Raw genomic sequence first — 26,750 nt, 5'->3', positions numbered from 1 at the left:
ACGTCGCACCGGATCGACCAGGCTGAAGCAGGAGCAGTCAGCGAGCGGGCCCGGCGATGGACCCGCGCTCGACGATCGGACAGGGCAGGAGGGTTGGCGACGGCCCCGCGGCATCCGGCTCGTCGCGCCCCTCGATCATCGAGGCCAGCCTCTCGACCGCCCACGCGCCCATCTCGTAGTGCGGCAGCGCCACGGTGGACAGCGCCGGGTACAGGCTGGTCGGGATCGGGGCCTGGTCGTCGAAGCCGACGATCGAGACATCCGCCGGCACGGACAGCCCGAGCTCGGCCGCGGCACGATACGCGCCCATCGCCATGCGGTCGTTGTAGCAGAACACGGCCGTCGGCCGATCCTCCGGCGAGCGCCCGTGATCGAGCAGCCGCATGGTGGCCTCGTACCCGCCCGCCGCCTCGGACACGGCTTCGACGACATGCGCATCGGGGTCCAGCCCCGCGGCGAGCATGCCGTCGCGGTAGCCCCGCAGGCGACCGCGCGTGGCGGGCACGTCGACCGAGGTCGCGGCGAACGCGATCCGCCGGTGGCCCGTGCGCACGAGCAGGTCGATGACGGATGCCGCGCCGGCACGCTCGTCGGGCATGATCGACGGCACCTCGCCGTCGCGGTCGCGGGCGCCGATGAGCACGGATGGCACGGCGTGCATCTGCTCGGGCAGGATCACCTCGTCGTGGTAGACCGTGGCGTAGATGACGCCGTCGACCTGGCGGTCGAGGAAGGCCTGCACCTCGGACGGCTCGACGTCGGCATCGTGCCGCAGCTGCGAGTTGATGATGGCGAGCGTGAGGTTGTTCCGGCTCGCCTCCTCCTGCGCACCGAGGATAATGCGACCGGCGTGCGGGGTGGTCGCGATCTCCTCGGTGAGCAGCCCGACCATGCCCGAGGCCTGCGTGCGGAGGCCGCGCGCGAGCCGGTTCGGCCGGTAGCCGAGCTGGGCTGCCGCCTCCCGCACGCGCGATTTGGTCTCGTCGCTCGTGCGCGTGTGGGGCGTGTCGTTGAGCACGTGCGAGACGGTCGTCACCGACACACCGGCGGCGGCCGCGACATCGCGGATTCCGACCTGCTTGCGAGGCATCCGTCTCCTCATCTCACCGCCTCCCTTCGTACCATCTCGAACCCCCTCCGGCCCGCGTCATCGCCGACGCCGCGCCGCTGTGAGGGCCGTTCATCACGGGCTGCCGTCCTGGAGTGCATGCAGGGCAGGTGCGGATCGCGTGCGGTCGGCGCCCACGGACGGGGTGGCCCGGAACGCGTTCAGCGCGGTGTCCACGACCACCTGGTCGGCGCGGCCGGAATCGAGGATCGTGTTCCGGATCGCCACGGCATCGACCATGACGGTGGTCACGTCCAGAGCCTGCGACGCCTCCGTCGCCAGCAGGGCGTCGACCTGCGCTTCGAAGCACGAGTCACTCGACTCGGCGGTGACATCCATCGCCGCCACGTGGTTCGTGGAGACGAAGTTGTCGTGTCCCGTGACGAGTCGGATGATCACGGGCGTCGCGCCCCTCGGCCGGATGCGGCCCGATTCGACGACCTCGGAGAAGTGATTGCCGATCACGGTGTTGTTGCTTCCGCTGATGCTGAGCAGGCCGGCGAGGTCGTCCAGGCCGTTGTCGATCCCCACGAAGGGCGTCCACGGCTCATGGTCGCGGAGGAGGTGATTCGAGCCGACCAGGTTCTCCGAGCTGTCCGCCGCGAGCACCACCATGCCCGGATAGAACGAGTGCAGGCGGTTGTTGGTCACGCTCGAACGCCGGACGCCGTGCAGGTGGATGCTGCTGGCACCGCGGGGGAAGACGTTGTTCGCGGTGATCAGCAGGCCGCCGTGGTGCTCGGCGTAGATCGAGTGGCCGTGCGGGCCCGCGCCGATCAGGTTGTCGGTGATCTTCGACGCCTGCCCCCAGCCGCGCAGCTCGATGCAGCTCCCGCATTCCGCGATGAAGTTGTCGTGGATCGAGAGCGCATCGGCGTTGGAGATCGTGAGCGCGTGCTCGAGGTAGACGAAGCCCATGCCGGTGACCCTGAACGAGTCGTTCGCATCGGCGACGTAGATGCCCGTCTTGCCGTTCGCATACGAGTTCTCGGGATTGCGATCGGGGCTGCGCTCCGGATCGTCCGACGTGAAATGCAGCCCGTCGATGCAGAAGTCGACGAACTCCACCGAACTGATCCGCGGGCTGCCACTCCGCGCGACGCGGAAGGCCGCGCCATCCGCTTCGCTCTGGATTCGGTCGGCCGGGATGTCAACCATGATGCGGCTCCCCCCGGGCCACAGTTCGTGCAGCCCAGGCCATTCCGCCTCCGGGACGTTGAATCGGATGCTCGACGAGGCGAAGCCGTGCCCCGAGCCCTGGATCCGGAGGAAGCTGACGTCGATCAGCACCTGCGTGCGCAGGCGGTAGTCCCCGGGCGGAATGTGGATCACCGCGCCGGGCTTCCCCCGGCCGTCCGCGTGGGAGTCGGTCTGGCGTGCCTTGACGTCGGCGATGATGCTGTTGATCACCTCGCCGAGGTCGTCGTAGGGGTCGCCATGCGGCCAGGTCGTCACGTCGTAGGCGTTGGTGCCGGACATGGGTGCTCCGTTCGGGTCTCGGTCCCTCAGCCCTTGACGGCGCCGAGGGTCAGCCCCGCGACGATGTGCCGCTGGAGCAGGAGGGTGAGCAGGATGACGGGAACCGAGTAGACGGCGGCGAGCGCCGTCATGCCGCCCCAGTCGAGGCCGAACTGCGTCTGGAAGTTCGCGATCACGATCGGCGTCGTCTGCGCCCGCACGCTCGTGAGCAGCAGCGCGAACAGGAACTCGTTCCACGACGCGAGGAAGGCGAAGATCGCGGTGACCGCGAGCCCGCCGGTGACCACGGGGATCACGACCCGCCAGAGGGCCTGCAGCCGGCTGCATCCGTCGACCTTCGCGGCCTCGTCGAGCTCGTCGGGCACGGCCTCGAAGAAGCTCGCCATCAGCCAGATCGACAACGGCAGCGAGATCGTCGTGTGCGCGAGGGCCAGGCCGAACGAGGTGTCGGTGAGACCGAGGTTGCGCATCACCTCGACGAGCGGCGCGCCGACGGCGATGGTCGGCACCATCCGGGTCACGAGCGCCGCGACGATGAACACCCGCCCGCTCGGGGTGCGGAACCGCGTGATCGCGTACGCCGCCGGCACCGCGAGCACCAGGGACAGCACGGTCGAGATCACGGCGGTGATGACGCTGTTGATGAGCGCCGCCGGCACGCCCTGGCGGCTGAGCGCCGAGACGTAGTTCTCGAGCGTCCACACCTCGGGCATCACCGTCGGTGGGACCGAGATCGCGTCGAGCGGGGTCTTGAACGAGGTGAGCAGCAGGTAGGCGAACGGGAAGCCGTAGAGCACGATCGCGAAGGCGAGCAGTGCCCAGAGGATGACGCGACTCACGCGGCCGCGGGTCTCGAGGGGATTCATCGTGCGTTCCCTCCCGGGCGCCAGATCAGGGCGATCGCGGCGATCGAGACCGCCAGCATCGCGATGAGGTAGACCGTGCCCATCGCGCTCGCGAGACCGGGGTCGCCGAAGCGCGTGAGCGTGCGGTAGATGAGCAGGCTGAGCGTGGTCGTGCTGCCCTGAGGGCCGCCATCCGTCTGGATGAGGATGATGTCGAACGCCCGGGCCGCGTCGATGCCGCGGACGATGAGCGCGACGGCGATCACCGGCCGCAGCAGCGGGATGATGACGCTCACCAGGAGTCGCCAGTAGTTCGCGCCGTCGATGCGCGCGGCCTCGACGACGTCACCGGGGATGTTCTGCAGCCCCGCGAACAGCACGAGGGTGATGAACGACGTCGTGAGCCAGATGTCGGGCAGCGCGACCGAGAACAGGGCGATGTCGGGATCGCTCAGCCACTGGATCTGGTCGGGACTCTGCAGGATGCCCCATTCGAACAGGAGCTGGTTGACGATGCCGAAGTTGTCGATCAGGAGGAACCGCCACAGCAGGCCCGCGACGACCGGCGCGATCATGAGCGGGTACATGAACAGCGTGCGGAACGCGTTGGACCGCCGCCCGAGCGCGGTGAAGAGCAGGGCCACCGCGAGGCCGAGCACGAACTCGGCCGTGACGACGATCAGGGTGTAGACGACCGTGCGCCACGCCGCGTTCTGGAACGCCTCGGACGCGAACGCCGTCACGTAGTTGTCGAGCCCGACGAACTCGCGCGGCCCGCCGGCGATCGGCGAGATCTCGAAGAAGCTGTCAGTGACGAACTTCACGAGCGGCCAGCCGACGAACACCGCGAGGAAGAGCGCGGCCGGCAGCATGAGCAGGAGTGCGAAGCGGCGATCGCTCAGGCTGGTGCTGCGGCGGCGGCGGCCGAGGGCGCCGACCTTCGGCGGGCCGCTGGGGGTCGTGGTTCCGGGCCCACCTGGTGTGACGGATGCCGCGACATCCGTCACCGCCGGGGAATCGGGGCCCGGGGCCGGGGCGGCGTTCGCCGCCCCGGCCGTCGTGCTGATCGCGGTGCGCATGGTTACTCGACGATCGCCTCGATCTGGGCCTTCGCCTCGGCGAGGAGCGCGGCGTTGTCGGCGCCCGGCTCCACCGCCTTCTGCAGCAGCGGCGTGAGGACGGTGTCGACGATCTCCTGCCACTGCGGCGTCGCCGGACGGGCGAGCGTCTGCGGCGCGTTGAGCGTCTCGAGCAGGGCGGCGTAGTGCTCCTTGCCCTCCTCGCCCTGGTTCGACTCGAACGCAGAGATGCGCGCGGCGAGGCCGAGCCACGAATCCATGGAGAGCTCGTTGTTCTCGTACGCGAAGGCGATGAAGTCCTTCGCCTCGTCCTTCTTGTCGGTCGCGGTGGGCACCGAGAGGTACCACGCGCCCGGCACGCCGGCGATGCCGCCCGGACCGCCGATCATCGGCGCGGCGCCGATGCTGTCCTTGACGACCGAGTCCTCGGGCGTGCCCGTGTAGGCGTGACCCCAGAACCGCATCATCGCCAACTGGCCCTGGTAGAAGAGGTTCTGCGCGCCGGCCCAGTCGAGCTGCGCAGCCCCCGACGGTGCGTAGGGCAGCAGGCTCGTGTAGTAGTCGAGCGCCTCGAGGTGCTCGGCGTCGTCGATCGTCACTTCGCCCGACTCTGCATCGAGGACCATGTGCTCCTCGCCGGCCTGGGATACCGTCGCGAGCCACTCGGTCTCGACCGCGCCCTTCACGTCGGTGCCGTACAGGTCGGTCTCGCCGTCGCCGTCGGTGTCGCGCGTGAAGAACTCGGCCACGTCGCGGTACTGCTCCCAGTCGGCGGGCGGCGCGAGCTCGTAGCCGTACTTCTCCTCGAATGCGGCCTGTTCGGCCGGGTCCTCGAAGAGGTCGGTGCGGTAGAAGAGGATCTCCGAGTTCGTCCAGACCGGCATGCCGACGAACGTACCGTCGACCTGCGCCTCACTGACGAGGCCGGGGAACAGGTCGCCCTTCACCTCATCGGTGAACAGGTCGTCGAGCGGCGTGACGCCGTCGGCGAACGCGCTCAGCCAGATCGCGTCGAGTGCCGCGACGTCGAACGACACCTGGCCGGACTGGAGTTCCGACGAGATGCGGTCGTAGAGCCCGTCGTACGGGAGTTCGACGAGCGTCACGGTCGTGCCCGTCTCCTCCTTGTAAGCGTCGGCGACCGGCTGCAGTTCGGCGAGGCCGCCGCCTTCGACGAGCACGGTGAGCTCGTCGGTGCCCGATGCGTCCTCGGCGCCGCCGACTCCGCAGCCGGAGAGCACGAGGGCGGCCGCGGTCATGGCCGCAACGGACAGGGTGAGACGAACGCGCGTGGCTGGCGCAGTGGTGCGGGTGCGAAGCTCCATCACTTCGGCTCCATTCATGTCGTGGTTCGTGGCGGGGGAATGTTGCGTGCCTAAACGTTTTGCCAAAACGATTGATCACACGGTAGACGCGGTCGGGAGGATCCGTCAACTGTTCGCGGTTGCCAAAATCTCGCGACGCTCGTTTGGCTCCCCGAGGTGCCCGACACTCCGGTCCTCGCTGGGGAGCGGCGGGTGGTCCTACGCTGACGGCATGACCGAACCCAGCGTGCCGCCGCGCCTCCGCATCCGCTGGGGCTGGTTCGTCGGATGCATCGTGCTCGGCCTCACCGCGATCGTGGTCGGGCTCGTCGTCGCACCTGCCGCGGACCGGACGGCCTACCTCGCGGGCGTGCTCGGCGGCGTCGGCACGACGCTGCTGCTCGTCGGGATCGTGGTGCTGCTCGAACGTCGCATCGTCGACACCGCCGTCCGGGTCGTGCGCCACGCCGCCGAGGAGGCGCGCCTCCGCACCGACGAGGCGGTGCGCGCCCAGGTCCGCGACCTCGAGGACCGACTGGCCGACCTCTGGGCCACCGCGGCCACGCCCGAGGACGCGGCCGCGAAGAGCGAGCAGACGCGCCGCATGACCAACGAGTTCACCAAGCGGGTCGTCGACGAGTACACCGATGAGGCTGGCGCGCCGTAGTGGCCGCTCGGCCTCGGCGGGCTCAGTGTGTCAGCCTCAGCCGTCCTTCACGAGGCTTCCGCGGACGCGGCCCCTGAGGCCGCGTCGGCGGCCTGGCCGTCACGTGCGCCGCCGCTCCTGCCACGGCGACCCTGCTCGTCCCGGCCCCGCGATCGAGCCGCACGGATGTCGCGGCGCGCCAGACGCAGGGCCTCGCTCGCGAGCTCGGCGAGACGACCGGCCATCGCGAACGCCTGCGCCCGGTGCGCGCCGTTGCTCGCGGTGATCGTCGCCTCCGGGGTGCCGAGGTACAGCGCGATATCGATTCGGATGCGCTCCGCCTCGGCGAGGCGCGTCATCGCCTCGGCGCCGATCCATCCCGAGTGGCCGGCGACCACGTCGCGGGCGACGTCGAGCTGTCGGTCGGCGTCCGCGACCGCACGATGCACGTGCGCCAGCGGCGGGATGGGACGACCCGCGCGTTCGCGGGCCGCGGCGGTCGCGCCATCCAGCGCCGCCGTCGCGTCGCGCACTCGATTCACGTGGGCGATCGGGTCGGTGTTGACGCCGGCCGCGGGCAGGGCGGCGAGGGCGGCTTCGAGCTCGGCGATCGCGTTCGCGAGGGAGCGCGATCGCGGACGCTCGTCGAGCGCGGCGGCGAGCTCCCGACGCGCGTCCTCGACGATGCCCGCGAGTCCGGACTCCGCCCGCAGTGCCTCGACCTCGAACGTCTCGACCGCATCCAGCAGGCCCGCCGCGCGGCGCACCGCCTCGGCGGCGGCCTCGAGCGCCAGCTGCGCCTGCTCCCGCTGACCCGCGTCCCGCCGCCGCTCGGCCACGCCCGCACTGTGTTCGGCGAAGGCGACGAGCTGCTCGGCTTGCGCTGGGCCGGCCTGGACGCGGATGAGCGCACCCTGCGCGTATCGGGCGGCGAGCCGCTGGACGGTCTGGAGCGCGTGCGGGATGTGCGCGCGCAGGATCTCGATGTCCCCGAGAACGCCGGCGAGGATCTCCGGCGCGCGCCGCGCCCGCGCCACGCGCTCGGCGAGCGCCCGGGTGTGCTCGTCGAGGAGCTCCCCGACGGACTCGCACAGCTCCACGATGCGAAGGTTGCGCACGCGCACGTCGGCGGCGGTGGTGGCCGCGGCGCCGTGATTGAGCCGGTTCAGCCGGAACGCTTCGCCGACATTCGCGCGCGCCGCGACCAACGCCTCGCTCAGCTCCGTCGTCGCGCCGGGGCCGAGCTCCGCCTCGGCGAAGTCGAGTTCCTCGACGGTCAGGCGGATACGCTCGTCGGCCGCGAACAGGGCTGCCCCGGCCCGCCGCGCCACGTCGGCGTCGGGGGCCTCGAGTTCACGCCCACTCCGTCGGCGCCTGACCCGGAACCCGGTCATGCTCCGATCCTACGATCGGTGCTGCGACGCTGCCATCGAGCCGCCGGGCGATGCTGACCCCGCCGCCCTCGGGACCGTTTCCTCTCCAAGAACCGGGTGGAAAGGTATCCGGCGGATACTTCTCCACCCGGTTCTGAAGTGGGAAGCCATCCCGGACTGGTCCTGTCGCAGCCCCTGGCCGCACGACTCGACCGCTCAGTCGCCCTTCACGTTCACGATCTGCCGCAGCGTGTGCCGCACGCGCACGAGGTCGGCCGAATCGGCCATCACCTGGTCGATCGGCTTGTAGGCCTGCGGGATCTCGTCGACGAGCGCCTCCGCGTCGCGGAACTCGATGCCGGCCATAGCCTCGCGCAGCTGCGCGTGCGTGAAGGTCGCGCGCGCCCTGGTGCGCGAGACCTGTCGACCCGCACCGTGCGGTGCCGAGTCGAGCGACATCCGATCACCCAGCCCTTCGACGACGTACGAGGCGGTGCCCATCGAGCCGGGGATGAGCCCCGGCCGGCCGGCGTCGGCCTGGATCGCGCCCTTCCGCGACACCCACACGCGCTCGCCGAAGTGCTCCTCGAGCTCGGTGAAGTTGTGGTGGCAGTTGATGCGCTCCAGCTCCTGCACCGGCGTGCCGACCCACTCCGATACCTGGTGGATGACGCGGTCCATCATCTCCTCGCGGTTCAGCAGCGCGAAGTGCTGCGCCCACCGCAGCTCGGCGATGTACCGGTCGAACTCGCGCGTGCCTTCAGTGAGGTGCGCGAGGTCGCGGTTCGGCAGGCGCAACCGCTGGGAACGGGCCAGATCCTGCGCGACCCGGATGTGGTGCCGCGCGATCCGGTTGCCGACGCCGCGGCTGCCCGAGTGCAGGAACAGCCACGCGGCATCCGTCTCGTCGAGCGAGACCTCGATGAAGTGGTTGCCGCTGCCGAGCGATCCGAGCTGCTTCCGCCAGCCCGGCGAGTTCTTTGCCGGGTCGAACCCTGCCGACTCGGCGAGCGCCTCGAGCTCGGCGACGCGCGGCTTGGCCGTGTCGACGATCCGCCGGTTGTCATGACCTGCCGACAGCGGGATGGCGCGCTCGATCCCCTCGCGCACCGGCCTCCGGTCGGCCGGCAGGTCGGATGCCGCGAACTGCGTCTTCACGGCGATCATCCCGCACCCGATATCCACCCCGACCGCGGCCGGCATGATGGCGCCGAGCGTCGGGATCACCGACCCGACCGTCGCGCCGATGCCGATGTGCGCGTCGGGCATGAGCGCGACATGCGGGTGGATGAACCGCATCGTCGACGAGACGCGGGCCTGCTCGACGGTTTCGTCGTCGATCAGGCTCGCCCACGAGACGAGCTGCGGAGCGAGGCGTTGCATGTCGTCCCAGTGTGGGCGCGTCGCGGTGCGCCCCGCGACGGGGTTGCGTCGGCGCCCGAACGGTCCGCGCGGATGGCACGCGGGTAGCGGACGACCGACGGGCGGCGCACAGCGTCGCGCCGCGACATCCGCTCGTCTGCGCGGCGCTCAGACGGTGCCGGCCGGCGGCCACACCCCGATGATGATCGCCATCACGACGACCGTCACGAGCTCGTGCGCGATGTTGATGATGGTGAGCGTCGACGGGCGGCCCTCGAAGGCATCGTGGGTGATGAATCGCGCCGCCGTGAAGCCCGCCCACAGGATCAGCGCCGTGAAGAGCGCTGACATCAGGTAACTGCCGCCGTAGAAGTGCCACGCGATCGTCGACGCGCCGGCGAGCACCCACGCCGTGACGAAGCTGACGATCACGGTCACGATGATCGGGCCGACCGCGCTCGCGCCGGGGCGATCCATGTCGACGTTCGCGAGCTTCGACCACCGTGTGCCGAACACCTTCGGTGTGTACCAGATCGTGCCGACGAGCATGCTCGATGCCGTCGCCAGCAATACCGCCCAGTAGTTGATCTCGGGGACCATCTCCGCCTCCTCGTGGGCGGCCTCGCCGCCGATCGCCGTGCCCTGCAGTGCCGTGGGATGTCGCTGCGCGAGAGCGTACTCCCGGCGGCCGACGCGCGAGGCGCAGCGCGCCGATCGCGGTGTCGGTAGCCGCTCATAGGCTCGGGCAATGACGGCTCCGGAGCCCTTCACCATCCACGTGCCAGACGAGGTTCTCGCCGACCTCCGCGCCCGCCTCGAGCGCACCCGGCTGCTCGACGACTCACCGCGCAAGCCGCCGTCCGGCGTGAGCGCGGCCTATCTTCGCGAACTCGTCGATTCGTGGGCGAACTGGGACTGGCGCGCCCGCGAGGCATGGTTGAACCGCCATCCGCAGTTCCTCGCGCAGATCGACGATGCGAGCGTCCACTTCGTGCACCTGCGGTCCGACCGCCCCGACGCGCCCGCGCTGCTCGTGATGCATGGCTGGCCGCACACCTTCGCGCTGCAGCTGGACTTCGCCGACCTCCTGCCCGACGTGCACGTCGTGGTCGCGAGCCTGCCGGGCTTCGCGTTCTCGGCGCCCTACGCCGACGGCCCGATGAGCGAGCGGCGCCTGGCCGCGACGATGCATCGTCTCATGACCGACGTGCTCGGCTACGAGCGCTACGTCACCTACGGCGAGGATGTCACGGCAAACGTCAGCGACCTCATCGCCGCGAGCCACCCCGAGCACGTCGTCGGCATCGTCGCGACGCACTCGCACTTCCCGACGTACGCCGAGCGCGAGGCGCTGACCGATCCCGACGAGCACGCCTTCTTCGCGGCGCTGGGCGAGAAGCACGAGACGGATGGCGCCTACGGCCACGTGCAGTCGACGCGGCCCGACACGCTCGCGGTCGCCCTCAACGACTCCCCCGCGGGCCTGCTCGCCTGGATCGCCGAGAAGCTCGTCGAGTGGAGCGACACCCCGCCCGGGGATCCGGCCGCCGTCGAGCGGCGCATCTCACGCGACCGCATCCTCACCGAGGCGATGATCTACTGGGTCACCCAGTCCATCCAGTCGTCATTCCGGCCGTACTACGAAGGCGCCGACACGCCCGACTCGATCCCGCCCACCGACGTGCCCGCGGCGGTGTGGATCCAGCGCCACGAGGGCACGTATCCCGAGTCGCTGGCTCGTCGGCACTATCGTGACCTGCTCTGGTTCGACCGGCTCGAAGAGGGCGGGCACTTCGCCATTGCGGAAGTGCCCGGGGAGATGGCGGATCGGATGCGCCGGTTCCTCGCGATGATCAGCTGATGGCCGAGTCGTCCGGCGGGGTTGCTCGGCGCGCCCCACCGGGGTGGTCCGGAAAGAGCTGAGCGACGCCATGGCGGAACCGCTCCTCCAGATCGGACGCGGCCTCATGGTGCCTTCGCAGCGCATCGCCCTGGCTCCCAGGATCTCGTTCCTCGGCGACGATCGTGGAACTCAGGTTCGCGTCGAGCTCGACGATCTCGTCCCCGAAGCGCTCCAGGCGTCCGTGCACGCCGGCGTCGATCATGCCGATCACGGCGAGTTGGGCGACGATCGGGGGGAAGAGTCGATGAACCTCGGCGTCGTATGCCGCCACCATCTGCGGATCGACACGCTTCCGCTCCACGCAGTCCCAGGTGAGCCATGCCATGGAGTGGATGGCGCCACCGGCTGCGACGGCGAACTGGCGAACGGCGTCCCTCAGATCCGAGTCGAGGGACGCCCGGTGCGCGATCCTCGCGTTCTCCTCACCGACCACCCGCGTGTTCTCGGCGAGGCGCTGCAGCGCAGCCTCGAACTCCTGCTTCGTCGCGAAGTTCTCGCCCCTGACCTTGAGGTAGGCGCCGAGCCATCCGGTCACCGCACCGAAGACCGCCGCGATCAGCGCGGGAAGGACGATGGCCCAGAGCGCCGCGGACGACGACGCCGGCGCATCCGTCGCCTGCGCGATGACGAGTTCGTGGATCATCTGCGACCCCACTTCGACTGCGGTGAGACGTCGAGCGCCTGATACGCGCGAATCTAGCGCGCCGGATGCCGCAGCGCGAGGTCAGTGGGATCCCAGCGCGCGGCGCGCACGGCGGTACTTCTCGATGAGGCGGAGCTGCACGTCGTAGTCGAGGCGGCGCAGGCGCCAGCGGGCGGTGTTGTCGTCGATGTCGGCGAGCTTCACGCGGCGCGCCGCCGGGTGCGAACGGATGCGGGCGTAGTACTCCTCGGGCGGGACATCCCGGCTTCGGGTCAGCAGCCGCACGATCTCGATGATCTCGGGGCGCACGCCTGCCTCGAACAGCTCCTCGGGGGTGATCGCGGTGTCCTCGAGCACGTCGTGCAGCCACGCCGACGCCGCCTCCACGGGCTCGGTCGCCGGGTCGAACCGCTCCGCGATGCGGCCCGGGTGGTCGACGTAGGGCAGGCCGCTGCGGTCGAGCTGGCCGCGGTGCGCGATGAACGCGATGCCCTTCGCGAGGGCGACCTGCTCCACGGCGTCGGTCTGTGACATGGGCGCGGGATGCGTGTCGGGCGCGGGTCGGAGCGTGTGCGCGTGGGTCGCGATGGGAGCGGACTGCGCGATGGGGTCGGAGATCTCGTCGGCGTCCTCCGGAGCCGGGTCGGCCGCGCCCTCCGACTGCTGTTGCGCGTCGAGGTCCGGGTCGACTTCGGCGGATGTCTCGTGCGGCGCCTCGCGGAACGTCGAGCGGCGCGCGGCCGCCACCATCTCCTCGAACTCCTCGGTCATGGGATCGACCGCCCGCGCCTCCCCGATCGGAGTCGCGTCGGTCGCCGGGTCCATCTGGTCGGGCACCGGTTTCACCTCCTCGGTGTGGGGCGGCGGGTCCGCCGGGGTGTCGGGTCCGTCGAACGGCGCCCCGTCGAGCAGGACGGCGCCCTCGGGGACGGCCTCGTCGGGCAACCTCGGCTCGACGAATCCCGACTGGTCGGCGTCGTCGGCTCGGTCGGGCATCTCCTGGTACGGCTCGACCTCGGCGTGTGCCGCACCCTCGACCCCCGCCTCGGCGATCGGGTCCCGTCCGCGCACCGGCCGCACGAACCGCAGCTCGGCCTCGAGCTCCCCGAGCTCGCGTTCGTCGAGCTCCAGCAGCGACCGCTCGCCGCCCTCGTTGCGGCGGTCGAATGCCGCGACGTCGATCTCGGCCAGTTGTGAGCCGTCGCGCGTCGTGAAGTACCGGCGGCGCGCGCCATCCGTCACCGCCACGATGACCGCGTCGAAGTCGCCACTCGGCTCGAGGCTGCTGAGGAAGTACCGTCGACGGTCGCCGTACGGGAGCCGCGGCGCGTCGACGGGTGAGACCTCGACCGGTTGCGCGTGGGCGCCTGCGCGGGCACCGTCATCACCCTCCGAGCGGTCGGCCCGCTCGTCGAGCCACGCCGCCACCCCGGCCGCGGGACCCGCCCCGCCCGCGGGCACGGGCGCGCCGAACCCGAATACGGGCTCGTCGTCAGTGGGGGCAGTCAACCGAACTCCAGGGGGATGCCGGTCCGCGGTATCGGGCGGATCGGTTCGGACGGTCGTCGGATTCAGGATCGGATGCGACGGGTGGGGGACCCTCGCATGCTCCGATGGTACGACCGCGGTTCGAGCCGCGGGGGATATCGCGCGCGCCACGCCGCGAACCGCTCGGCGGTGTGGAGCGGCTGATCCGCTACGCAGGCGGCGACCGCTCAGCGCAGGTTCGCGCCCCAGTGCGCGATCTCGGCGCCCGCGTACAGGACGCCCCAGGCCACGAGGAACCCGATCGGCGGGATCCACCACGCCGTGCCGCCCCGCACGAACCGCACGATGGAGCCCACCGCCGTGAGGACCCACACGATCAGGGGTCCGAGTCCCGCCACGACCCGGCCGAACGCGATCGCGTCGTCGTTGCAGACATTCGCTCCGCCGCACTGCCCGGTCACAGCGCCGATCCAGGCGCTCATCCACACGAACCAGAGCACCGCGGGAACGAGGAGCACCAGGCCGAGGATCGTCAGCATGAGATCCGCCCGGCGGGACGCCTTCCGGTCGGCCTCGATCTCGCGGCGGATGTCGGAGGTGTCGGCGTCGGTGCCGGCGGGTGCGTCCATCCGCTCAGTATCGAGGCGCGGGGAGTGGCAGGGCAATGGCGCCGCGGCGCGACATCCGCTCTAGGCTGCACCTCAGGGGTGCCCGATGAGCAGACGCATGCCGAAGGCGCTGTACGAGGCCGAGCTCGAGCGGCTGCAGGCGCAGCTCGTGGACATGCAGGCGTGGGTGCAGCAGTCGGGTGCGCGCATCGTCGTGATCTTCGAGGGGCGGGATGCCGCGGGCAAGGGCTCGGCGATCAAGCGCGTGACCGAGTACATGAACCCGCGCGTCACGCGCATCGTCGCCCTGCCGACGCCGAGCGCACGCGACAAGACGCGCTGGTACTTCCAGCGCTACGTGCCGCACCTGCCGGCCGGCGGCGAGATCGTGCTCATGGACCGGTCCTGGTACAACCGCGCCGGCGTCGAGCGCGTGATGGGCTACTGCACGAACGAGGAGTACCACCGGTTCCTGCACCAGGCGCCGATCTTCGAGCGCATGCTCGTCGAGGACGGGATCATCCTGCTCAAGTACTGGTTCAGCGTGTCCGACGTCGTGCAGGAGGAGCGGTTCCGCTCGCGCGCCGAGGACCCGATGCGGCGGTGGAAGCTCAGCCCCAACGACGTGCTGTCGATCACGAAGTGGGAGGACTACTCGCGCGCGAAGGACAACATGTTCCTCCACACCGACATCGCCGAGGCGTCGTGGTACGAGGTCGAGAGCGACGACAAGCGCCGCTCGCGGATCAACATGATCGCGCACCTGCTGTCGAAGGTGCCGTGGGAGCACGTCGAGCCTGAGGTGATCGACATCCCGCCGCGGCCGCCGGCCGGTGGGTACGAACGACCGCCGCGATCGTGGACGAACTCGGTGCCCGACTACGCCGCGGAGCTCATGCGGAAGGCGGAGAAGGACGGGTGAGCGTCCGACTCCGCCCTGCCGGCTGATCGTTCACGCTGTCGCGAGTGCGGCGGAGGCGAGCTCCGGCTCGCTCTCGAATTGCGGCTCGTGTTCGGCCTCGGTCTCCGGCTCCGGCGCCGGCTCGGCGAGCGGGTTCGCGATCTCGTCCCGCATCATCCGCGCCGCCACGATCGCGACGACCCCGATCACGAGCGGCGCCGCACCCGCGATGAGGAACACCGCCGGCAGGCCGAACGACTCCCCCGCCGGTCCGGCGAACGCCATCGACACGGGCATGAACGCGAGCGAGACGAAGAAGTCGAGGCTCGACACGCGTCCGAGCATCTCGGCGGGCACCCGGCGCTGCAGCAGCGTGCCCCAGATCACGACGCCGCCGTTGAACGCCGCCCCGACGAGGAACGCCGCGATCACCATGACCCACACCTGGTCGGTCAGCCCGAACAGCGCGAGCGGCAGGCAGCCGAGCGCCCAGAGCAGGTTCATCACGGTCAGGTAGCGCCGCGGCATCCTGAGCGATGCGATGACGGCCGACCCGACGGCGCCGCCGATGCCGAACGCCGCGAGCACCAGGGCGTGCTCCTCGGGCCCGCCGCCGGCGACGTCCTTGATCACGAACGGCACGAGCACCTCGAACGGCCCCATGATCAGCAGGATCAGCAGCGACGCGAACATCAGCGTGCCGAGCAGCCACGGCGTGCGCACCATGTAGGCGAAGCCGTCGCGCACGTCCACGAGCAGGGCGAGGGCCGGATGGCGCGCCGCGCCGTCGCCCATCGGCCCGGGGTCGCTCGGGCTCGCGTCACCTCGCACGTCGGCCTGGGCCCCGGCCGTCGCCGCCTGCACGCCGCGACCCGCCGTCTCCGGCAGGCGCAGGATGCACGCCGCCGCGACGACCCCCGTCAGCGCGGTCACGGCGAGCGCCGCTCCGGGCGAGGTGACGGCGATGAGCGCGCTCGCGAGCGCGGGTCCGCCGGCCTGCATGAGCACGGGGCGAGCCATGCCCTCGAACCCGTTCGCGGCGAGCAGCTCGTCTTCGGGCACGACGGTCGGCAGCAGCGCCGAGTACGCCGGGTAGTAGAGCCCGCTCAGCACGCCGCCGACGAACGCGACCGCGGCGAGCTGCCACGTCGCGAGGGCGCCGGCGAGCGACAGGAGCGCGACGATGCCGCCGCTCCCCGCACGGACGACCTCGACGACGAGGAGGATGCGGCGCTGCGACATCCGGTCGGCGAGCGCCCCGCCGAGCAGCGTGGTCAGCAGCATGCCGACGGCCGACGCACCCGCGACGAGCGAGAGCTCCGCAGCGCCGCCGCCGATCGCGACGATCTGCCACACGAGCGCGACGATCCAGACGCCGGTGCCGACGAGCGACGACACGAGCGCGGCCGCGAGCCAGCGGTACGCCGGGTTGCGGAGGGGTCGAAGTGCCCGGGGCGTGGTCATGATCTCGTCTCCTTGGGTTCGCGTTCCTGAGTGGATGTCTCTACTCAGGCGTCGAACGAGCGGGCGGGAGATCGACACGCGTCGACGATCGATTCCCGGCCCTCGTTTCCGCTGCGTCCTCGCCACGCTGTTCGTCTCAGCCGGATGAGCCCTTCCAGCTGGCTCATGTGAGCGCGGCCTCACATGAGGCCGGACGGCAGGGAACGGCCGCGTCCCCTCGTCGCGGCGCGTCAGGTGAGCGCGGCCTCACATGAGGCCGGACGACCTGTGGAACGCCCGCACCCCGAGGCCCGGCCAGTTCGTGTGAGCGCGGCCTCACATGAGGCCGGACGGCAGGGAACGGCCGCGTCCCCTCGTCGTGGCGCGTCAGGTGAGCGCGGCCTCACATGAGGCCGGACGACCTGTGGAACGCCCGCACCCCGAGGCCCTGCCAGTTCGTGTGAGCCCGGCCTCACATGAGGCCGGACGGCAGGGAACGGCCGCGTCCCCTCGTCGTCGCGGCGCGTCAGGTGAGCGCGGCCTCACATGAGGCCGGACGACCTGTGGAACGCCCGCACCCCGAGGCCCGGCCAGTTCGTGTGAGCCCGGCCTCACATGAGGCCGGGCTCACACGAGCGGACTGGAAAGCATCTCCGCGCTCGGTACGGCGGCGGGCGGGAGGCCGGACCAGCCGCGACGAACCGCGCAGAGGCAGGCGGGCGGGCTCGCGCTACGCGGGCCCCTCCTCCTCGAGTCGGATCGACTCGCGACCCCACCAGGTCGTGACATCGACCCCGTGGTTCAGTATCGCCAGCGCACCAGGTCGGCGACCCCCTCGGGCGACCGCGACCCGTACTCCTCCCACTCGTGACGTCGCGTCGCGAGGTAGGCGTCGAGCAGCACGTCGCCGAACACGCCGCGGAAGAACTCGCTCGCGTCGAGCCGGTCGAGCGCCGAGCCGAGGTCGGCGGGCAACGAGCGGATGCCGCGGGCACGGCGCTGCGCGGCCGTCAGGGTGCTCGGGTCCACCGTGACCGGCTTCGGCGGTACCGCGACGCGTGCGAGCCCGTCGAGCGCCGACGCGAGGATCGCCGCCACGGCGAGATACGGATTCGCGGCGCCATCCACGGGCTTCACCTCGATGTTCGCCTGCTCGGCGCCCATGCCGGCCTGGCCCGGTACGTACCGGATCGCGGCCTCGCGGTTGGCGGGCCCCCAGCACAGGTCGGCGCCCGCCCAGGAGTGCGGGCGCAGGCGCGTGAACGACAACACGCTGCCGCCGAGCAGCGCGACGCCCTCCTCGAGCCGGTCGAGGATGCCGGCGATGATGCGGCCGCCCTCGTCCGAGACGCCGAGGGGGCCGGCTGGCTCGGCGAATACGTTGCGACGGCCCTCGCGCGCTGCGGAGAGGTGCACGTGGCATCCGTTCGACGACCCGCCGATGATCGGCACGGGCGCGAACGAGATCCGCAGCCCGTGGTTGCGCGCGACACGGGTCAGCACGACGCGGGCGAGCACCAGCTCATCGACCGCGCGCAGCGGATCCTGCGGGGCGAAGGCGAACTCGAGCTGGCCGGTGCCGAACTCGGGATGGAACTGCTGCACGGTCACGCCGGCGAACTCAAGCGCGTCCACCGCCGCCAGCGCGAACGCCTCGACCTCGAGCAGCGACCGCGTCGAGTACGCCGGGCCGGTCGTGGCCGGCGTCGGGGCGTCGGGTGCGGGTTCGGCTCTGAGTGCGGGTACCGGTGCCGGCGCGTCGCGGAACACGGTGCACTCGAGCTCGAAGCCGATCGTGAATCCCAGGCGCGCGTCATCCGCATCGTCGATCACCCGGCGCAGGGCCGAGCGCGTGCACGTCGGATGCGGCGAGCCGTCGAGCGCGTACAGGTCGGCCGGCGCCCACGCGAGCCCCGACTCGGCGTCGAGCATCGCCACGGCCGACAGGTCGGCGATACCACGCACGTCGCCCACGATCGGGTCGAGCGCGGGCGTCGCGTTGAGGTGGTCGTCGACGGAGAACAGGAAGCCGACGCTGTTCGAGTTCGTCACGCCGTGCGTGCTCGCCGTCAGCAGCCGCGCGTGCGGCAGCGCCTTCACGCGCGAGATGCCCGCGTTATCGACGTGTGAGACGAGGAGGGCCCGGACCTGGTCGAAGCCGACGAACCGATTCATCCGATCTCCTGACTCCGCCGGCCGTCGGGTTCGGGGTGCGGTCGCGGCGGTCGGGATCAGTATGCACCCGGCGGATTTCGGGCGGTTTTCGGGGGGCGCGCGCGCCGGTTCGCATGAGAATCCGTGTTCGGGCCCGTCTGGCGGGCCCGTCGTGCGGATTCTCATGCGGGTTCGAAGGATGAGACGCGCCAGAGGGTCGGTTACGGGACCCTGACGCGCCTCATCCTCCAGACTCGCACGCCCGCAGCCCGGCGGCGCGCCCCGGCGGATGTCGCGGCATCCGCCCGCGACTCACCCCACGAACACGTGCGGCGGCGGCACGACGCCGTCGACGACGGCGGCCGCGGCATCCGTGCCGAGCTCGACGATGCGGTTCGCGGCATCCACGTGGACGACGCGCGGTGCGAAGGTCGCGGCATCCGTCGACTCGACCGATGCCCACGAGATCACGATGACGAGGTCGCCGGCCGCGGCCAGGCGCGCCGCGGCGCCGTTCACGCCGATGACGCCCGAGCCGCGCTCGCCCGCGATCGTGTACGTCTCGAAGCGGTCGCCCGTGTTGACGTTGACGACCGAGACGAGTTCGCCGGGCAGGATGTCGGCGGCCTCGAGCACGTCGAGGTCGACGGTGAGCGAGCCGACGTAGTGGAGGTCGGCGTGCGTGACGCTCGCGCGGTGGACCTTCGACTTGAGCATCGTGCGACGGAAGCTGGCCATCCGACCATCCTCGCGTGCCGAGCGGCGGAGACGCTCCTCCGGAGTAACACGGGCCGAGCGCGTCACAATGGGCGGGTGAGCGACCCTCGGGCGACCTCCGGTGCCGAGCCGCGGCCCGAACCGGAGCAGGATGGAGTGACCGGCGACGTGTGCTGGCTCGCGGCGACGTGCACCGAGTGCGGGGCGCTCGTCGAGGGCGGCACGTGCTGGTACTGCGGGGCGCGACGGTCCGAATGATCGGCATCCGCCGGTCGAGGAGCGCCGAGAGCGCCGACGGCGCCGACCGAGACCCTGCCCGCGACCGAGGAGGACGCACATGACCGACGCGACCACGCGGCTGACCGAGCTGCTCGGCATCCGGCACCCGATCGTGCTCGGCCCGTTCGGCGGGCTGTCGTCGGTCGAACTGACCGCGACCGTGAGCGAACTCGGCGGCCTCGGTTCATACGGGCTGTACGGCTACGACGCCGAGCGCATCCTCGCCACGGGCGTCGCCCTGAGGGCGGCCACGAGCGCGCCGTTCAACGTGAACCTGTGGCTGCCGCTGGCGAAGGATGCCGCTCCCGCCCCGGACGCGTTCGGGCGCGCCGTCGCGGCGGTCCGGCCGATCTTCGACGCCCTCGGCGTGCCCGTGCCCGAGGCGCCGCCCGAGCGGTTCCTCCCGCCGTTCGAGGAGCAGTGGGACGCCGTGCTCGAGCTGCGCCCGGCCGTGGCGAGCTTCGTGTTCGGAGTGCCCCCGGCGCAGGTCGTCGAGGAGGCGCGCGCACGCGGCGTCCGCCTGGTCGGCACGGCGACGACCGTCGACGAGGCCGTCGCCCTGGCGGCCGGGGGCGTCGACGCGATCGTCGCGACCGGGCTCGAGGCGGGCGGGCACCGCGTCGCCTTCCAGCGCCCGTCCGAGCAGTCGCTCGTCGGGTCGGTCTCGCTGATCCCGCAGGTCGTGGACGCCGTCGACGTGCCGGTGATCGCGGCCGGCGGCATCGCCGACCGGCGCGGGGTCGCGGCCGCGATCGCGCTCGGTGCGGCGGGCGTGCAGGTGGGCACCGCGTTCCTGCACACGCGCCAGTCGGCGACGACCGACGGACACCGCCGTGCGATCGAGCGGACCGCTGCCGAGGACACGATCCTCACCCGCGCGATGAGCGGGCGCCTGGCGCGGGGCGCGGCGAACCGCGCCGTGCGCGAGATCGAGGAGGCCGGCGCGATCGCACCCTTCCCAATGCAGAACTGGCTGACCGGGCGCTTCCGCGCCGAGGCGCTGAAGGTCGGGCGCGACGACCTGCAGTCGCTGTGGATGGGCCAGTCCGCACGTCTCGCGATCCACGACGACGCGCGAGCGGTCTTCGCCGAGCTGCTCGCCGGGGTGCCGGGGTGAGCCGAGTGGATGTCGCGACCCGGCGCCCGCAGCCACGTGCGCGCGCGGCGCGACATCCGCTCGGTCTCGCGGCTCAGTGCTCGACGTCGAACACGTTCTTCACTACGCCGTTGGAGTACGCCTCATGCTCGACGAGCTTGAGCGTGCCCTGCTCGCGGCCGCTGAAGAGGCGCTTGCCCTCGCCGAGCACGACCGGGAAGACGAGCAGGTGGTACCGGTCGACGAGTCCGGCCTCGCCGAGGCCCTGCGCGAGGGTCGCGCTGCCGTGCACGATGATCGTGCCCTCGCCGTCGGCCTGCTTCAACTCGGCGACCTCGTCGAGCGAGCGCAGGACGCTCGTGTTGTTCCACTCGGGGTCGGTCAGCGTCGAGGAGACGACGTACTTCGGCATCGCGTTGTACTCGGCGAACTCCTCCATCTTCGGCCAGACCGGAGCGAACTCGTCGTAGCTGACACGGCCGATGAGCATGGCGCCGGCCTCGAGCTGCTCGCGGCCCTTGATCTCGTACGCCTCCTCGACGAACGGGACCTCCTTGAACGTCCAGCCGGCGCGCGGGTGATCGCCTCCACCGGGCGAGTCGACGACGCCGTCGAGGGTGATGAACTCGGTGACGATGAGGGTGCGCATGGCTTCTCCCGGGGTGTTGGTCGGGGCGGACGGTCCGCCCTCATTCTGGACGTCGAACGGGATGGGGCTCGATCGACACGGCACACGGTGCCGACCGGGTCGCTCCGCTCATCCGCGGGCGCCGGAACGATCCCCGAAGCTGTGAGCGTGCACATGTCCGCGGCCTAGGCTCCGGAGATGAGCACACGGATGCCTCCTCCCGGAGCGCGACCGCGGTCGCCGATCGCACCATGGTCGGCCGAAGCATGAACCTCGCCCGCCATTCGGAACGCGCCCGGTACGAGCCGTTCGCCGTCGACCGCATCCTTGTGGATCAGCTGCCATCGTCGCTCGGCACGGTGGAGGCCCCCGAGCGCTATACCGTCGTGGCCGTGTTCACCCGCCGTCCGCTTCCGCAGGAGCTCGCGCTCCTGGAAGAGCCCGCCGTCGAGCAGCAGTTGGCGGAAGCCGGGCATCCACGCGTCACGCTCCGCGCGGCCGATCAGCGGCTCTTCATCGACAACACCAACCTGCACGAGCTGAAGGTCGGCCTCGCTCGCACCATCGGGCGCATCCTCGAGGGCATCGGCACGCGCGTCGCGACCACGAGGTCGGCGCAGACGAGGGATGCCGCGGAGGTCGCGACCCGCGCGGCCGAACGTGCCGAGCACGTCCTGATGGAGGCCGCTGAGATCGACTTCTCGCCGCGGATCTCGCACTACACCTAGGGCGTTTTGATCAAGAGGTTCGGGGTCGTGATCCGCGAGTCTGGCTGGTGTGACGCGTCAGGAGATCTCGGATGAGGTGTGGGCTGTTCTGGAGCCGTTGATGCCGGTGGCGGTCGGGCGTTCGCGGCCGTGGACGGATCATCGTCTCGCGGCCCATGCGTCCTAGCGTCGTGCAGTCCTGCCAGAGAATGGCAGGCGGAGCTATGAACGACTGAGCGCGTGATCTGCGAGGAAGATCGCGCTCTTCAACGTCAGGCGTGGCTCCTTCTGCCGAAGAGCACGCGTGACGTTCACGCTGTCTCGACGTTCCACTGGAACTCCTTCGAGAACGACACTCGCCCACTCGAGCGCAGCCCTGGGAGGCTGACCACTCTCCCGCACTTCACCGCCAAACAACGACTGCAACCGCACACGCGGGTCTTCCTTGTCCCCGAAGATCTTCGCGGCCCACTCGCTCTGCATCTCTCGCACCTCCACCGCTGAACGTACGCCGCCACGGTCCGCTCGTCATCCGCCGCGCGACGGATAATCCCGTCTATCCGCTTGCCGGAGCCATCCGGATCCCGACGACCCCGAAAGTCAGTTGATCAACGCGGCCTAGGCCGCGAGCGCTCGAGCCGGCCAGGCCGAGGTCAGGCCTCGGGGGTGCGATCGGTCGGCGCGCCCTGCTCGACCGAGAGGTACGCGCGCTGCTGGACCAGCGGGCAGTCGAAGGGGTCGCGCTCGCCGAGTCCGACCCGGTTGATGTGCCGCACGACGATGGCGTAGCTCTCCCACAGGCCGGTCTGCGTGTACGGCACGCCCCGGTCCGCGCAGTACGCGGCGATGATCCGCGCCGCCTCTCGCAGGTGCGGTCTGGGCATCGACGGGAACAGGTGATGCTCGATCTGGTAGTTGAGGCCGCCCATGACCGTGTCGAGCAGACGGTTGCCCCGGATGTTGCGGCTCATCAGGACCTGCCGCCGCAGGAAATCGAGTCGCGCACCCTTCGGCACCAACGGCATGCCCTTGTGGTTGGGGGCGAACGATGCGCCCATGTAGAACCCGAACAGGCCGAGCTGGATGGCGAGGAACACAACGGCCTTGTCGGGTGAGAGCACCAGGAACACGAGCGCGAGGTATCCGAGGAATCGGATGGCGAGGAACGCGATCTCGACCGGACGTCGCGCCACGCGCTCCCGCACCAGCACGCGACGAACGCTGGAGGCATGCAGCGAGAGGCCCTCGAGCAGCAGGATCGGGAAGAAGAACGCGCCCTGGTGCGCCATGGTCCACCGCACGAGCCCCGCTCGCCGCCGCTGCGCTCGATCCGGAGTGACGGCGATCACGGGGAGGTCGATGTCGGGGTCGACGCCGATCTGGTTGGGGTTGGCGTGGTGGCGCGTGTGCTTGTGCTGCCACCATCCGTAGCTCATGCCGATGATCAGGTCGCCGAGCACGAGGCTGATCCAGTCGTTCCAGCGGCCGGATCGGAAGATCTGGCGGTGCGCCGCGTCATGACCCAGGAACGCGATCTGCGTGAAGATCACCGCGAACGCCACGGCGGTGAACATCTGCCACCAGGTGTCCCCGATCCAGACGAACAGCGCGATCGCGCCCGCGAGGAGCATCGGGAGCGCGACGAGCTTGGTCCAGTAGTACCCGTATCGACGGCGCATGAGGCCGGCCGCCTTCACCATGCGGGCGAGATCGGTGAAGTCGCTGTTCGGTGCCGCCGGCCGGGCTCGGGTGGCGAGTGCACGGTCGGTCATGATATCCCCTCTGCCGCATGCGCGTCGCGCGTCTTCGGAGGGCCGAGGGGGCGGCGGGGACGGTCCCGACTCGGTCCGTCCCCTCCATTCAGGCTACGTCGCAGGCTGTTCGGAGAATCAATTCCACGAGAAATTCTCAGCTTTCGCGGACGCCGGTCACCTGCTGTTCGGGGCTCACGGCCGGTTCGGCGCAGGCCTCTTCGACGCCTTCGGCCGCGACCTGCTCCCGCCGCTTGCGGGTGACCAGATACGAACCGGCGAGGACGAACACGAATCCGACGATCGTCCAGATCGTCACGCGCTCGCCGAGCACGAGGGCGCCGGCGAGGATCGCCACGGCGGGATTGACGTACGTGATCGCCGTCGCCTTCACCGGCCCGATCTCGCCGATGAGCGCGACCATGAGCAGGAAGGCCAGGGCGCTGCAGATCACGGCGAGCACCACGATCGACACGATGACCGAGGTCGACGGCCACGCCGTGGGCCATGCACCGGTGAAGAGCACGAAGGGCACGTAGACGACCGCGGTCGCGGCGAGCGACACCGCGACGACGCCGACGCCCGGCAGGTCGGACATCCAGCGCGCGAGGATCGCCGGCCCGAGCGCGTAGCCGACCACGACGACCGCCATCTCGGCGACGGCGATGAGGTCGGATCCCGCGATGTCGAGCCCGACCAGCGCCGCGACACCGAGCATGCCCAGCGCGATGCCGAGCCAGTTCAGGCGCGTGAGTCGTTCGGGCCGGCCCATGATGAAGGCGATCGCGACGCCGGCGAGCGGCACCGTGGCCAGGAGGAGCCCGGCCGTCGAGCTGGGCAGCCGCTGCTCGGCCGAGCTGAGGAAGTACCACGGCAGGATGATCTCGACGACGGTGTAGGCGAGCATCGGCTTCCACCGCCGCACCACCTGCCACACCTCGCGGCGGAAGAACGCGAGCGGCATGAGCAGGAGCGCGGCCAGCGCCGACCGGCCGAGCACGACCATCGCGGGCTCGAGCTCGCTCACCGCCACCTTGATGAACAGGTACGGGATGCCCCACGCGATGCCGAGCGCAGCGAAAAGGAACAGCCCACGACGAGTCACCCGCTCAGTCTGCTGGGTGCCTCCGACACGGCACGACCCGTCGGACTGCCGAATCGGCGCTCGGAACCGCCATCCGGTGGGCGGCCGGCGGTCTCAGCGCCCCGCCACCACGTCGGCGACGTGCGCGAAGCGCGAGGTCGTCGCCCGCCCGCGGAGCTCGGCGCGGTCGGCCGCGTGGTAGGCGCCGTAGATCGCCTGCACGCCGAGCCACCGCAGCGGCTCGGGCTCCCACTTCCGCACTCGATGCCCGACCCACGGCAGCCGCGTCAGCTCGGTGTCGTTCCCGAGCACGAGGTCGGCGAGCGTCCGTCCGGCGAGGTTCGTGGCGGTGACGCCCGTGCCGACGTAGCCGCCGGCCCATCCCAGCCCCGTCGCCCGGTCGAAGCCGACGGTCGCGGCCCAGTCGCGCGGGACGCCGAGGACGCCGGACCACGCGTGCTCGATCGCGGCGCCGGCCGCGGCGGGGAAGAAGCGGTGCAGCAGGGCGGTGAGGCTCTCGATCGTGCGCGCCTGCGTCACGCCGTCGTCGTCGACGCGGGAACCGTAGCGGTACGGCACCCCTCGGCCGCCGAACGCGATGCGGTCGTCGGCCGTGCGCTGCGCGTACATGTAGACGTGCGCGAAGTCGCCGAGCGTCTCGCGCCCGTCCCAGCCGATCTCCTCCCAGACGGATGGCGCGAGCGGCTCGGTCACGATCATCGACGAGTTCATGGGCAGCCACGTGCGGTGCTCGCCGCGCAGGTCGGGCGTGAACCCCTCGGTCGCGCGGATCACGAACTCGGCCCGCACGGTGCCGTGGTCGGTGAGCGCCCGGCCCGGCTGGATCTCGGTGACGGTCGTGCCCTCGTAGAGCTCGACGCCGCGGCGCTCGACCGCGTCGGCGAGGCCGCGCGCGAGCTTCGCCGGCTGCAGTCGTGCGCAGTGCGGATGCCACACCCCGCCGAGGACGCCGGCCACGTTGATGCGGTCGGCGGTCTCGCGCGCGTCGAGCTCGACGACATCCGTCTCGGGCCACGACCGCTCGGACGCGGCGAACGCCCGCAGCCGCGCGAGCTGCGCCGGCCTGTACGCGACCTCGAGCTCGCCGCCCTTGTGGAGGTCGGCATCGATGCCCTCGCGCGCGGTGACCGCGATCACCTCGTCGACGGTGTCGTTGAGCGCGCGCTGCTGCGCGATCGCGGCGTCGCGCCCGTGGGTCTTCGCATACTGCTCGCGCCCGCCCGTGACGGAGTTGGTGAGCCATCCGCCGTTGCGGCCGGAGGCGCCGAACCCCGCGAACCGCTGTTCGAGCACGGCGATCCGCAGGTCGGGCTGCGCGCGCTTCAGGGCGTACGCGGTCCAGAGGCCGGTGTACCCGCCGCCGACGATGGCGACGTCGACGTCGCGGTCGCCGGGAAGGGCCGGGCGAGGCGTCGGCACGCCGAGCTGCTGCCACCAGAAGGAGACCCCGCCGTTGGTCGTCATGGAGCGCTCCTCGCTGATCAGCAAACACCGTTTTACAACAGTGTTTGAGAACGTACCCACCGCGTGGCAGGCTGTCAACATGCCGATCGAGGTCGACCAGGGCGAGCGCCTCGCCGACATCGCGCGCGCCACGATCGAGGTCGCGCAGCAGCGCGGCACGCAGGCAGTCACGCTGCGGGCGGTGGCCGAGCGCCTCGGCCGCTCCACTGCGTACATCACGAATTTCGTGCCGTCGCGCGCGCACCTCATGGCGAACGCGCTCGAGCACGCCCGCGCCCGGTGGGATGACGAGCGCGCCGCGCACCTCGGCGACCTCGTCGGCGTCGAGCGCCTCGCCGAACTGGCGCGCTGGATGTGCTCGACCTCCCCCGAGGAACAGGTGCTGCGCAGCCTCTGGGTCGAGGTGATCGCCGACGTGCACGACGCGAACCGTCGCGCCTACGCCGTGGTGCGGTCGGTGACGGATGCCACGTACGAGAAGTTCCTCGCGGGCGCCGGCGAGGTCGACCGCGCCGAGGCGGCGCGCATCGCCGACATCCTGTACCTCTACTGCCGCGGTTCGGAGGTGAAGTCGATCGAGGACCCGGCCGCCTGGACCGACGACCGCATGCAGCACTCGCTGGAACTGCTGCTCGAGTCGCTGGTGTTCCGCCGCTAACCTGACCGC

At 70.9% G+C, this 26,750-nt stretch carries 25 protein-coding genes and 1 CRISPR repeat array; of the genes, 7 read left to right on the top strand and 18 right to left on the bottom strand.

Features of this window, described 5'->3' with window-relative positions; translation table 11 throughout:
- Nucleotides 1-37: 37 nt before the first annotated feature.
- The 5 genes from ACFQ58_RS04810 to ACFQ58_RS04790 all read right to left on the bottom strand — a co-directional run bounded on the left by ACFQ58_RS04810 (nt 38) and on the right by ACFQ58_RS04790 (nt 5,770).
- On the bottom strand, nt 38-1,090 hold the full coding sequence (locus tag ACFQ58_RS04810) for a LacI family DNA-binding transcriptional regulator (protein ID WP_376949914.1): 1,053 nt from the start codon (nt 1,088-1,090) through the stop codon (nt 38-40).
- Nucleotides 1,091-1,183: 93 nt separating this feature from the next.
- Nucleotides 1,184-2,587, bottom strand: a complete 1,404-nt coding sequence (locus ACFQ58_RS04805) for a NosD domain-containing protein (protein ID WP_376949913.1) — start codon at nt 2,585-2,587, stop codon at nt 1,184-1,186.
- A 26-nt stretch (nt 2,588-2,613) separates the two neighbouring features.
- On the bottom strand, nt 2,614-3,453 hold the full coding sequence (locus tag ACFQ58_RS04800) for a carbohydrate ABC transporter permease (RefSeq protein ID WP_376949912.1): 840 nt from the start codon (nt 3,451-3,453) through the stop codon (nt 2,614-2,616).
- The gene (locus ACFQ58_RS04795) at nt 3,450-4,304 is read right to left on the bottom strand and encodes a carbohydrate ABC transporter permease (RefSeq protein ID WP_376950333.1); all 855 of its coding nucleotides are present in this window, start codon (nt 4,302-4,304) and stop codon (nt 3,450-3,452) included. Before ACFQ58_RS04795 ends, ACFQ58_RS04800 begins: the two co-directional genes overlap by 4 nt.
- Before the next feature lie 209 nt (nt 4,305-4,513).
- Nucleotides 4,514-5,770 carry an ABC transporter substrate-binding protein gene (locus ACFQ58_RS04790; RefSeq protein WP_376949911.1) on the bottom strand — a complete coding sequence of 419 codons (1,257 nt, stop codon included), beginning with the start codon at nt 5,768-5,770 and terminating at the stop codon, nt 4,514-4,516.
- A gap of 277 nt (nt 5,771-6,047) precedes the next feature.
- Between ACFQ58_RS04790 and ACFQ58_RS04785 the strand changes: the two genes are divergently transcribed.
- Nucleotides 6,048-6,482, top strand: coding sequence for a hypothetical protein (locus tag ACFQ58_RS04785; protein ID WP_376949910.1), 435 nt, complete (start codon nt 6,048-6,050; stop codon nt 6,480-6,482).
- A gap of 47 nt (nt 6,483-6,529) precedes the next feature.
- Here ACFQ58_RS04785 and ACFQ58_RS04780 read toward each other — a convergent pair whose 3' ends face one another.
- The 3 genes from ACFQ58_RS04780 to ACFQ58_RS04770 all read right to left on the bottom strand — a co-directional run bounded on the left by ACFQ58_RS04780 (nt 6,530) and on the right by ACFQ58_RS04770 (nt 9,796).
- Nucleotides 6,530-7,855, bottom strand: coding sequence for a hypothetical protein (locus ACFQ58_RS04780; RefSeq protein ID WP_376949909.1), 1,326 nt, complete (start codon nt 7,853-7,855; stop codon nt 6,530-6,532).
- Between the two features lie 195 nt (nt 7,856-8,050).
- Nucleotides 8,051-9,217 (bottom strand): RtcB family protein, encoded by a 1,167-nt coding sequence (locus ACFQ58_RS04775; RefSeq protein ID WP_376949908.1) that lies wholly within the window; start codon nt 9,215-9,217, stop codon nt 8,051-8,053.
- Nucleotides 9,218-9,364: 147 nt separating this feature from the next.
- Nucleotides 9,365-9,796 (bottom strand): DUF1761 domain-containing protein, encoded by a 432-nt coding sequence (locus ACFQ58_RS04770; RefSeq protein ID WP_376949907.1) that lies wholly within the window; start codon nt 9,794-9,796, stop codon nt 9,365-9,367.
- Between the two features lie 148 nt (nt 9,797-9,944).
- Here ACFQ58_RS04770 and ACFQ58_RS04765 point away from each other — a divergent pair, with 148 nt between their 5' ends.
- Nucleotides 9,945-11,057, top strand: coding sequence for an epoxide hydrolase family protein (locus ACFQ58_RS04765; protein WP_376949906.1), 1,113 nt, complete (start codon nt 9,945-9,947; stop codon nt 11,055-11,057).
- Here ACFQ58_RS04765 and ACFQ58_RS04760 read toward each other — a convergent pair.
- From ACFQ58_RS04760 to ACFQ58_RS04750, 3 genes are all read right to left on the bottom strand, one after another.
- The gene (locus tag ACFQ58_RS04760; protein WP_376949905.1) at nt 11,050-11,742 is read right to left on the bottom strand and encodes a hypothetical protein; all 693 of its coding nucleotides are present in this window, start codon (nt 11,740-11,742) and stop codon (nt 11,050-11,052) included. The two genes, ACFQ58_RS04765 and ACFQ58_RS04760, sit on opposite strands and share 8 nt — an antisense overlap.
- A gap of 81 nt (nt 11,743-11,823) precedes the next feature.
- Nucleotides 11,824-13,251: a hypothetical protein gene (locus tag ACFQ58_RS04755; RefSeq protein ID WP_376949904.1), complete on the bottom strand. Its 1,428-nt coding sequence runs from the start codon at nt 13,249-13,251 to the stop codon at nt 11,824-11,826.
- 206 nt (nt 13,252-13,457) lie between these two features.
- Complete coding sequence (locus ACFQ58_RS04750) at nt 13,458-13,859, bottom strand: DUF6264 family protein (RefSeq protein ID WP_376949903.1); 402 nt, start codon at nt 13,857-13,859, stop codon at nt 13,458-13,460.
- Between the two features lie 85 nt (nt 13,860-13,944).
- On the opposite strand from ACFQ58_RS04750, the gene ppk2 reads away from it, so the two are divergent.
- On the top strand, nt 13,945-14,760 hold the full coding sequence (ppk2, locus tag ACFQ58_RS04745) for a polyphosphate kinase 2 (RefSeq protein WP_376949902.1): 816 nt from the start codon (nt 13,945-13,947) through the stop codon (nt 14,758-14,760).
- 30 nt (nt 14,761-14,790) lie between these two features.
- Here ppk2 and ACFQ58_RS04740 read toward each other — a convergent pair whose 3' ends face one another.
- The 3 genes from ACFQ58_RS04740 to panD form a co-directional block, all read right to left on the bottom strand.
- Nucleotides 14,791-16,203 carry an MFS transporter gene (locus ACFQ58_RS04740; protein ID WP_376949901.1) on the bottom strand — a complete coding sequence of 471 codons (1,413 nt, stop codon included), beginning with the start codon at nt 16,201-16,203 and terminating at the stop codon, nt 14,791-14,793.
- 167 nt (nt 16,204-16,370) lie between these two features.
- Nucleotides 16,371-16,871: direct repeats of the CRISPR family, unit length 29 nt; unit sequence GTGAGCGCGGCCTCACATGAGGCCGGACG.
- Nucleotides 16,872-16,983: 112 nt separating this feature from the next.
- Entirely contained in the window at nt 16,984-18,357 is a 1,374-nt protein-coding gene (locus ACFQ58_RS04735; protein WP_376949900.1) for a glutamine synthetase family protein, read from the bottom strand.
- Between the two features lie 291 nt (nt 18,358-18,648).
- Nucleotides 18,649-19,074, bottom strand: a complete 426-nt coding sequence (panD, locus tag ACFQ58_RS04730; protein ID WP_376949899.1) for an aspartate 1-decarboxylase — start codon at nt 19,072-19,074, stop codon at nt 18,649-18,651.
- A 75-nt stretch (nt 19,075-19,149) separates the two neighbouring features.
- Here panD and ACFQ58_RS04725 point away from each other — a divergent pair, with 75 nt between their 5' ends.
- Both ACFQ58_RS04725 and ACFQ58_RS04720 read left to right on the top strand, forming a co-directional pair.
- Nucleotides 19,150-19,311 (top strand): hypothetical protein, encoded by a 162-nt coding sequence (locus ACFQ58_RS04725; protein WP_376949898.1) that lies wholly within the window; start codon nt 19,150-19,152, stop codon nt 19,309-19,311.
- A gap of 79 nt (nt 19,312-19,390) precedes the next feature.
- Complete coding sequence (locus tag ACFQ58_RS04720; protein WP_376949897.1) at nt 19,391-20,449, top strand: NAD(P)H-dependent flavin oxidoreductase; 1,059 nt, start codon at nt 19,391-19,393, stop codon at nt 20,447-20,449.
- A gap of 73 nt (nt 20,450-20,522) precedes the next feature.
- On the opposite strand, the gene ACFQ58_RS04715 is transcribed toward ACFQ58_RS04720, so the two are convergent.
- Nucleotides 20,523-21,077 (bottom strand): dihydrofolate reductase family protein, encoded by a 555-nt coding sequence (locus ACFQ58_RS04715; RefSeq protein WP_376949896.1) that lies wholly within the window; start codon nt 21,075-21,077, stop codon nt 20,523-20,525.
- Between the two features lie 245 nt (nt 21,078-21,322).
- Here ACFQ58_RS04715 and ACFQ58_RS04710 point away from each other — a divergent pair, with 245 nt between their 5' ends.
- Complete coding sequence (locus tag ACFQ58_RS04710; protein ID WP_376949895.1) at nt 21,323-21,784, top strand: hypothetical protein; 462 nt, start codon at nt 21,323-21,325, stop codon at nt 21,782-21,784.
- A 632-nt stretch (nt 21,785-22,416) separates the two neighbouring features.
- On the opposite strand, the gene ACFQ58_RS04705 is transcribed toward ACFQ58_RS04710, so the two are convergent.
- The 3 genes from ACFQ58_RS04705 to ACFQ58_RS04695 all read right to left on the bottom strand — a co-directional run bounded on the left by ACFQ58_RS04705 (nt 22,417) and on the right by ACFQ58_RS04695 (nt 26,083).
- Nucleotides 22,417-23,535 carry a fatty acid desaturase family protein gene (locus tag ACFQ58_RS04705; protein WP_376949894.1) on the bottom strand — a complete coding sequence of 373 codons (1,119 nt, stop codon included), beginning with the start codon at nt 23,533-23,535 and terminating at the stop codon, nt 22,417-22,419.
- A gap of 136 nt (nt 23,536-23,671) precedes the next feature.
- A complete protein-coding gene (locus ACFQ58_RS04700; RefSeq protein WP_376949893.1) occupies nt 23,672-24,619 on the bottom strand; it encodes a DMT family transporter in 948 nt (315 codons plus the stop codon).
- 93 nt (nt 24,620-24,712) lie between these two features.
- On the bottom strand, nt 24,713-26,083 hold the full coding sequence (locus ACFQ58_RS04695; RefSeq protein ID WP_376949892.1) for an NAD(P)/FAD-dependent oxidoreductase: 1,371 nt from the start codon (nt 26,081-26,083) through the stop codon (nt 24,713-24,715).
- 79 nt (nt 26,084-26,162) lie between these two features.
- On the opposite strand from ACFQ58_RS04695, the gene ACFQ58_RS04690 reads away from it, so the two are divergent.
- A complete protein-coding gene (locus ACFQ58_RS04690; protein WP_376949891.1) occupies nt 26,163-26,741 on the top strand; it encodes a hypothetical protein in 579 nt (192 codons plus the stop codon).
- Nucleotides 26,742-26,750: the final 9 nt, after the last annotated feature.

The organism is Agromyces sp. NPDC056523 (assembly GCF_042794545.1).
Classification (GTDB): domain Bacteria; phylum Actinomycetota; class Actinomycetes; order Actinomycetales; family Microbacteriaceae; genus Agromyces.
This window is presented reverse-complemented; position numbering and strand designations above follow the sequence as displayed.

What these genes read in the sequence shown, in the direction of transcription:
- ppk2 (WP_376949902.1), top strand. Translation starts at nt 13,945, where the DNA reads ATGAGCAGACGCATGCCGAAGGCGCTGTACGAGGCCGAGCTCGAGCGG.
- ACFQ58_RS04690 (WP_376949891.1), top strand. Translation starts at nt 26,163, where the DNA reads ATGCCGATCGAGGTCGACCAGGGCGAGCGCCTCGCCGACATCGCGCGC.
- ACFQ58_RS04770 (WP_376949907.1), bottom strand. Translation starts at nt 9,796, where the DNA reads ATGGTCCCCGAGATCAACTACTGGGCGGTATTGCTGGCGACGGCATCG.
- ACFQ58_RS04735 (WP_376949900.1), bottom strand. Translation starts at nt 18,357, where the DNA reads ATGAATCGGTTCGTCGGCTTCGACCAGGTCCGGGCCCTCCTCGTCTCA.
- ACFQ58_RS04785 (WP_376949910.1), top strand. Translation starts at nt 6,048, where the DNA reads ATGACCGAACCCAGCGTGCCGCCGCGCCTCCGCATCCGCTGGGGCTGG.
- ACFQ58_RS04805 (WP_376949913.1), bottom strand. Translation starts at nt 2,587, where the DNA reads ATGTCCGGCACCAACGCCTACGACGTGACGACCTGGCCGCATGGCGAC.
- ACFQ58_RS04695 (WP_376949892.1), bottom strand. Translation starts at nt 26,083, where the DNA reads ATGACGACCAACGGCGGGGTCTCCTTCTGGTGGCAGCAGCTCGGCGTG.
- panD (WP_376949899.1), bottom strand. Translation starts at nt 19,074, where the DNA reads ATGGCCAGCTTCCGTCGCACGATGCTCAAGTCGAAGGTCCACCGCGCG.
- ACFQ58_RS04750 (WP_376949903.1), bottom strand. Translation starts at nt 13,859, where the DNA reads ATGGACGCACCCGCCGGCACCGACGCCGACACCTCCGACATCCGCCGC.
- ACFQ58_RS04800 (WP_376949912.1), bottom strand. Translation starts at nt 3,453, where the DNA reads ATGAATCCCCTCGAGACCCGCGGCCGCGTGAGTCGCGTCATCCTCTGG.
- ACFQ58_RS04760 (WP_376949905.1), bottom strand. Translation starts at nt 11,742, where the DNA reads ATGATCCACGAACTCGTCATCGCGCAGGCGACGGATGCGCCGGCGTCG.
- ACFQ58_RS04710 (WP_376949895.1), top strand. Translation starts at nt 21,323, where the DNA reads ATGAACCTCGCCCGCCATTCGGAACGCGCCCGGTACGAGCCGTTCGCC.
- ACFQ58_RS04705 (WP_376949894.1), bottom strand. Translation starts at nt 23,535, where the DNA reads ATGACCGACCGTGCACTCGCCACCCGAGCCCGGCCGGCGGCACCGAAC.
- ACFQ58_RS04810 (WP_376949914.1), bottom strand. Translation starts at nt 1,090, where the DNA reads ATGCCTCGCAAGCAGGTCGGAATCCGCGATGTCGCGGCCGCCGCCGGT.
- ACFQ58_RS04765 (WP_376949906.1), top strand. Translation starts at nt 9,945, where the DNA reads ATGACGGCTCCGGAGCCCTTCACCATCCACGTGCCAGACGAGGTTCTC.
- ACFQ58_RS04775 (WP_376949908.1), bottom strand. Translation starts at nt 9,217, where the DNA reads ATGCAACGCCTCGCTCCGCAGCTCGTCTCGTGGGCGAGCCTGATCGAC.
- ACFQ58_RS04720 (WP_376949897.1), top strand. Translation starts at nt 19,391, where the DNA reads ATGACCGACGCGACCACGCGGCTGACCGAGCTGCTCGGCATCCGGCAC.
- ACFQ58_RS04780 (WP_376949909.1), bottom strand. Translation starts at nt 7,855, where the DNA reads ATGACCGGGTTCCGGGTCAGGCGCCGACGGAGTGGGCGTGAACTCGAG.
- ACFQ58_RS04715 (WP_376949896.1), bottom strand. Translation starts at nt 21,077, where the DNA reads ATGCGCACCCTCATCGTCACCGAGTTCATCACCCTCGACGGCGTCGTC.
- ACFQ58_RS04795 (WP_376950333.1), bottom strand. Translation starts at nt 4,304, where the DNA reads ATGCTGCCGGCCGCGCTCTTCCTCGCGGTGTTCGTCGGCTGGCCGCTC.
- ACFQ58_RS04790 (WP_376949911.1), bottom strand. Translation starts at nt 5,770, where the DNA reads ATGACCGCGGCCGCCCTCGTGCTCTCCGGCTGCGGAGTCGGCGGCGCC.
- ACFQ58_RS04740 (WP_376949901.1), bottom strand. Translation starts at nt 16,203, where the DNA reads ATGACCACGCCCCGGGCACTTCGACCCCTCCGCAACCCGGCGTACCGC.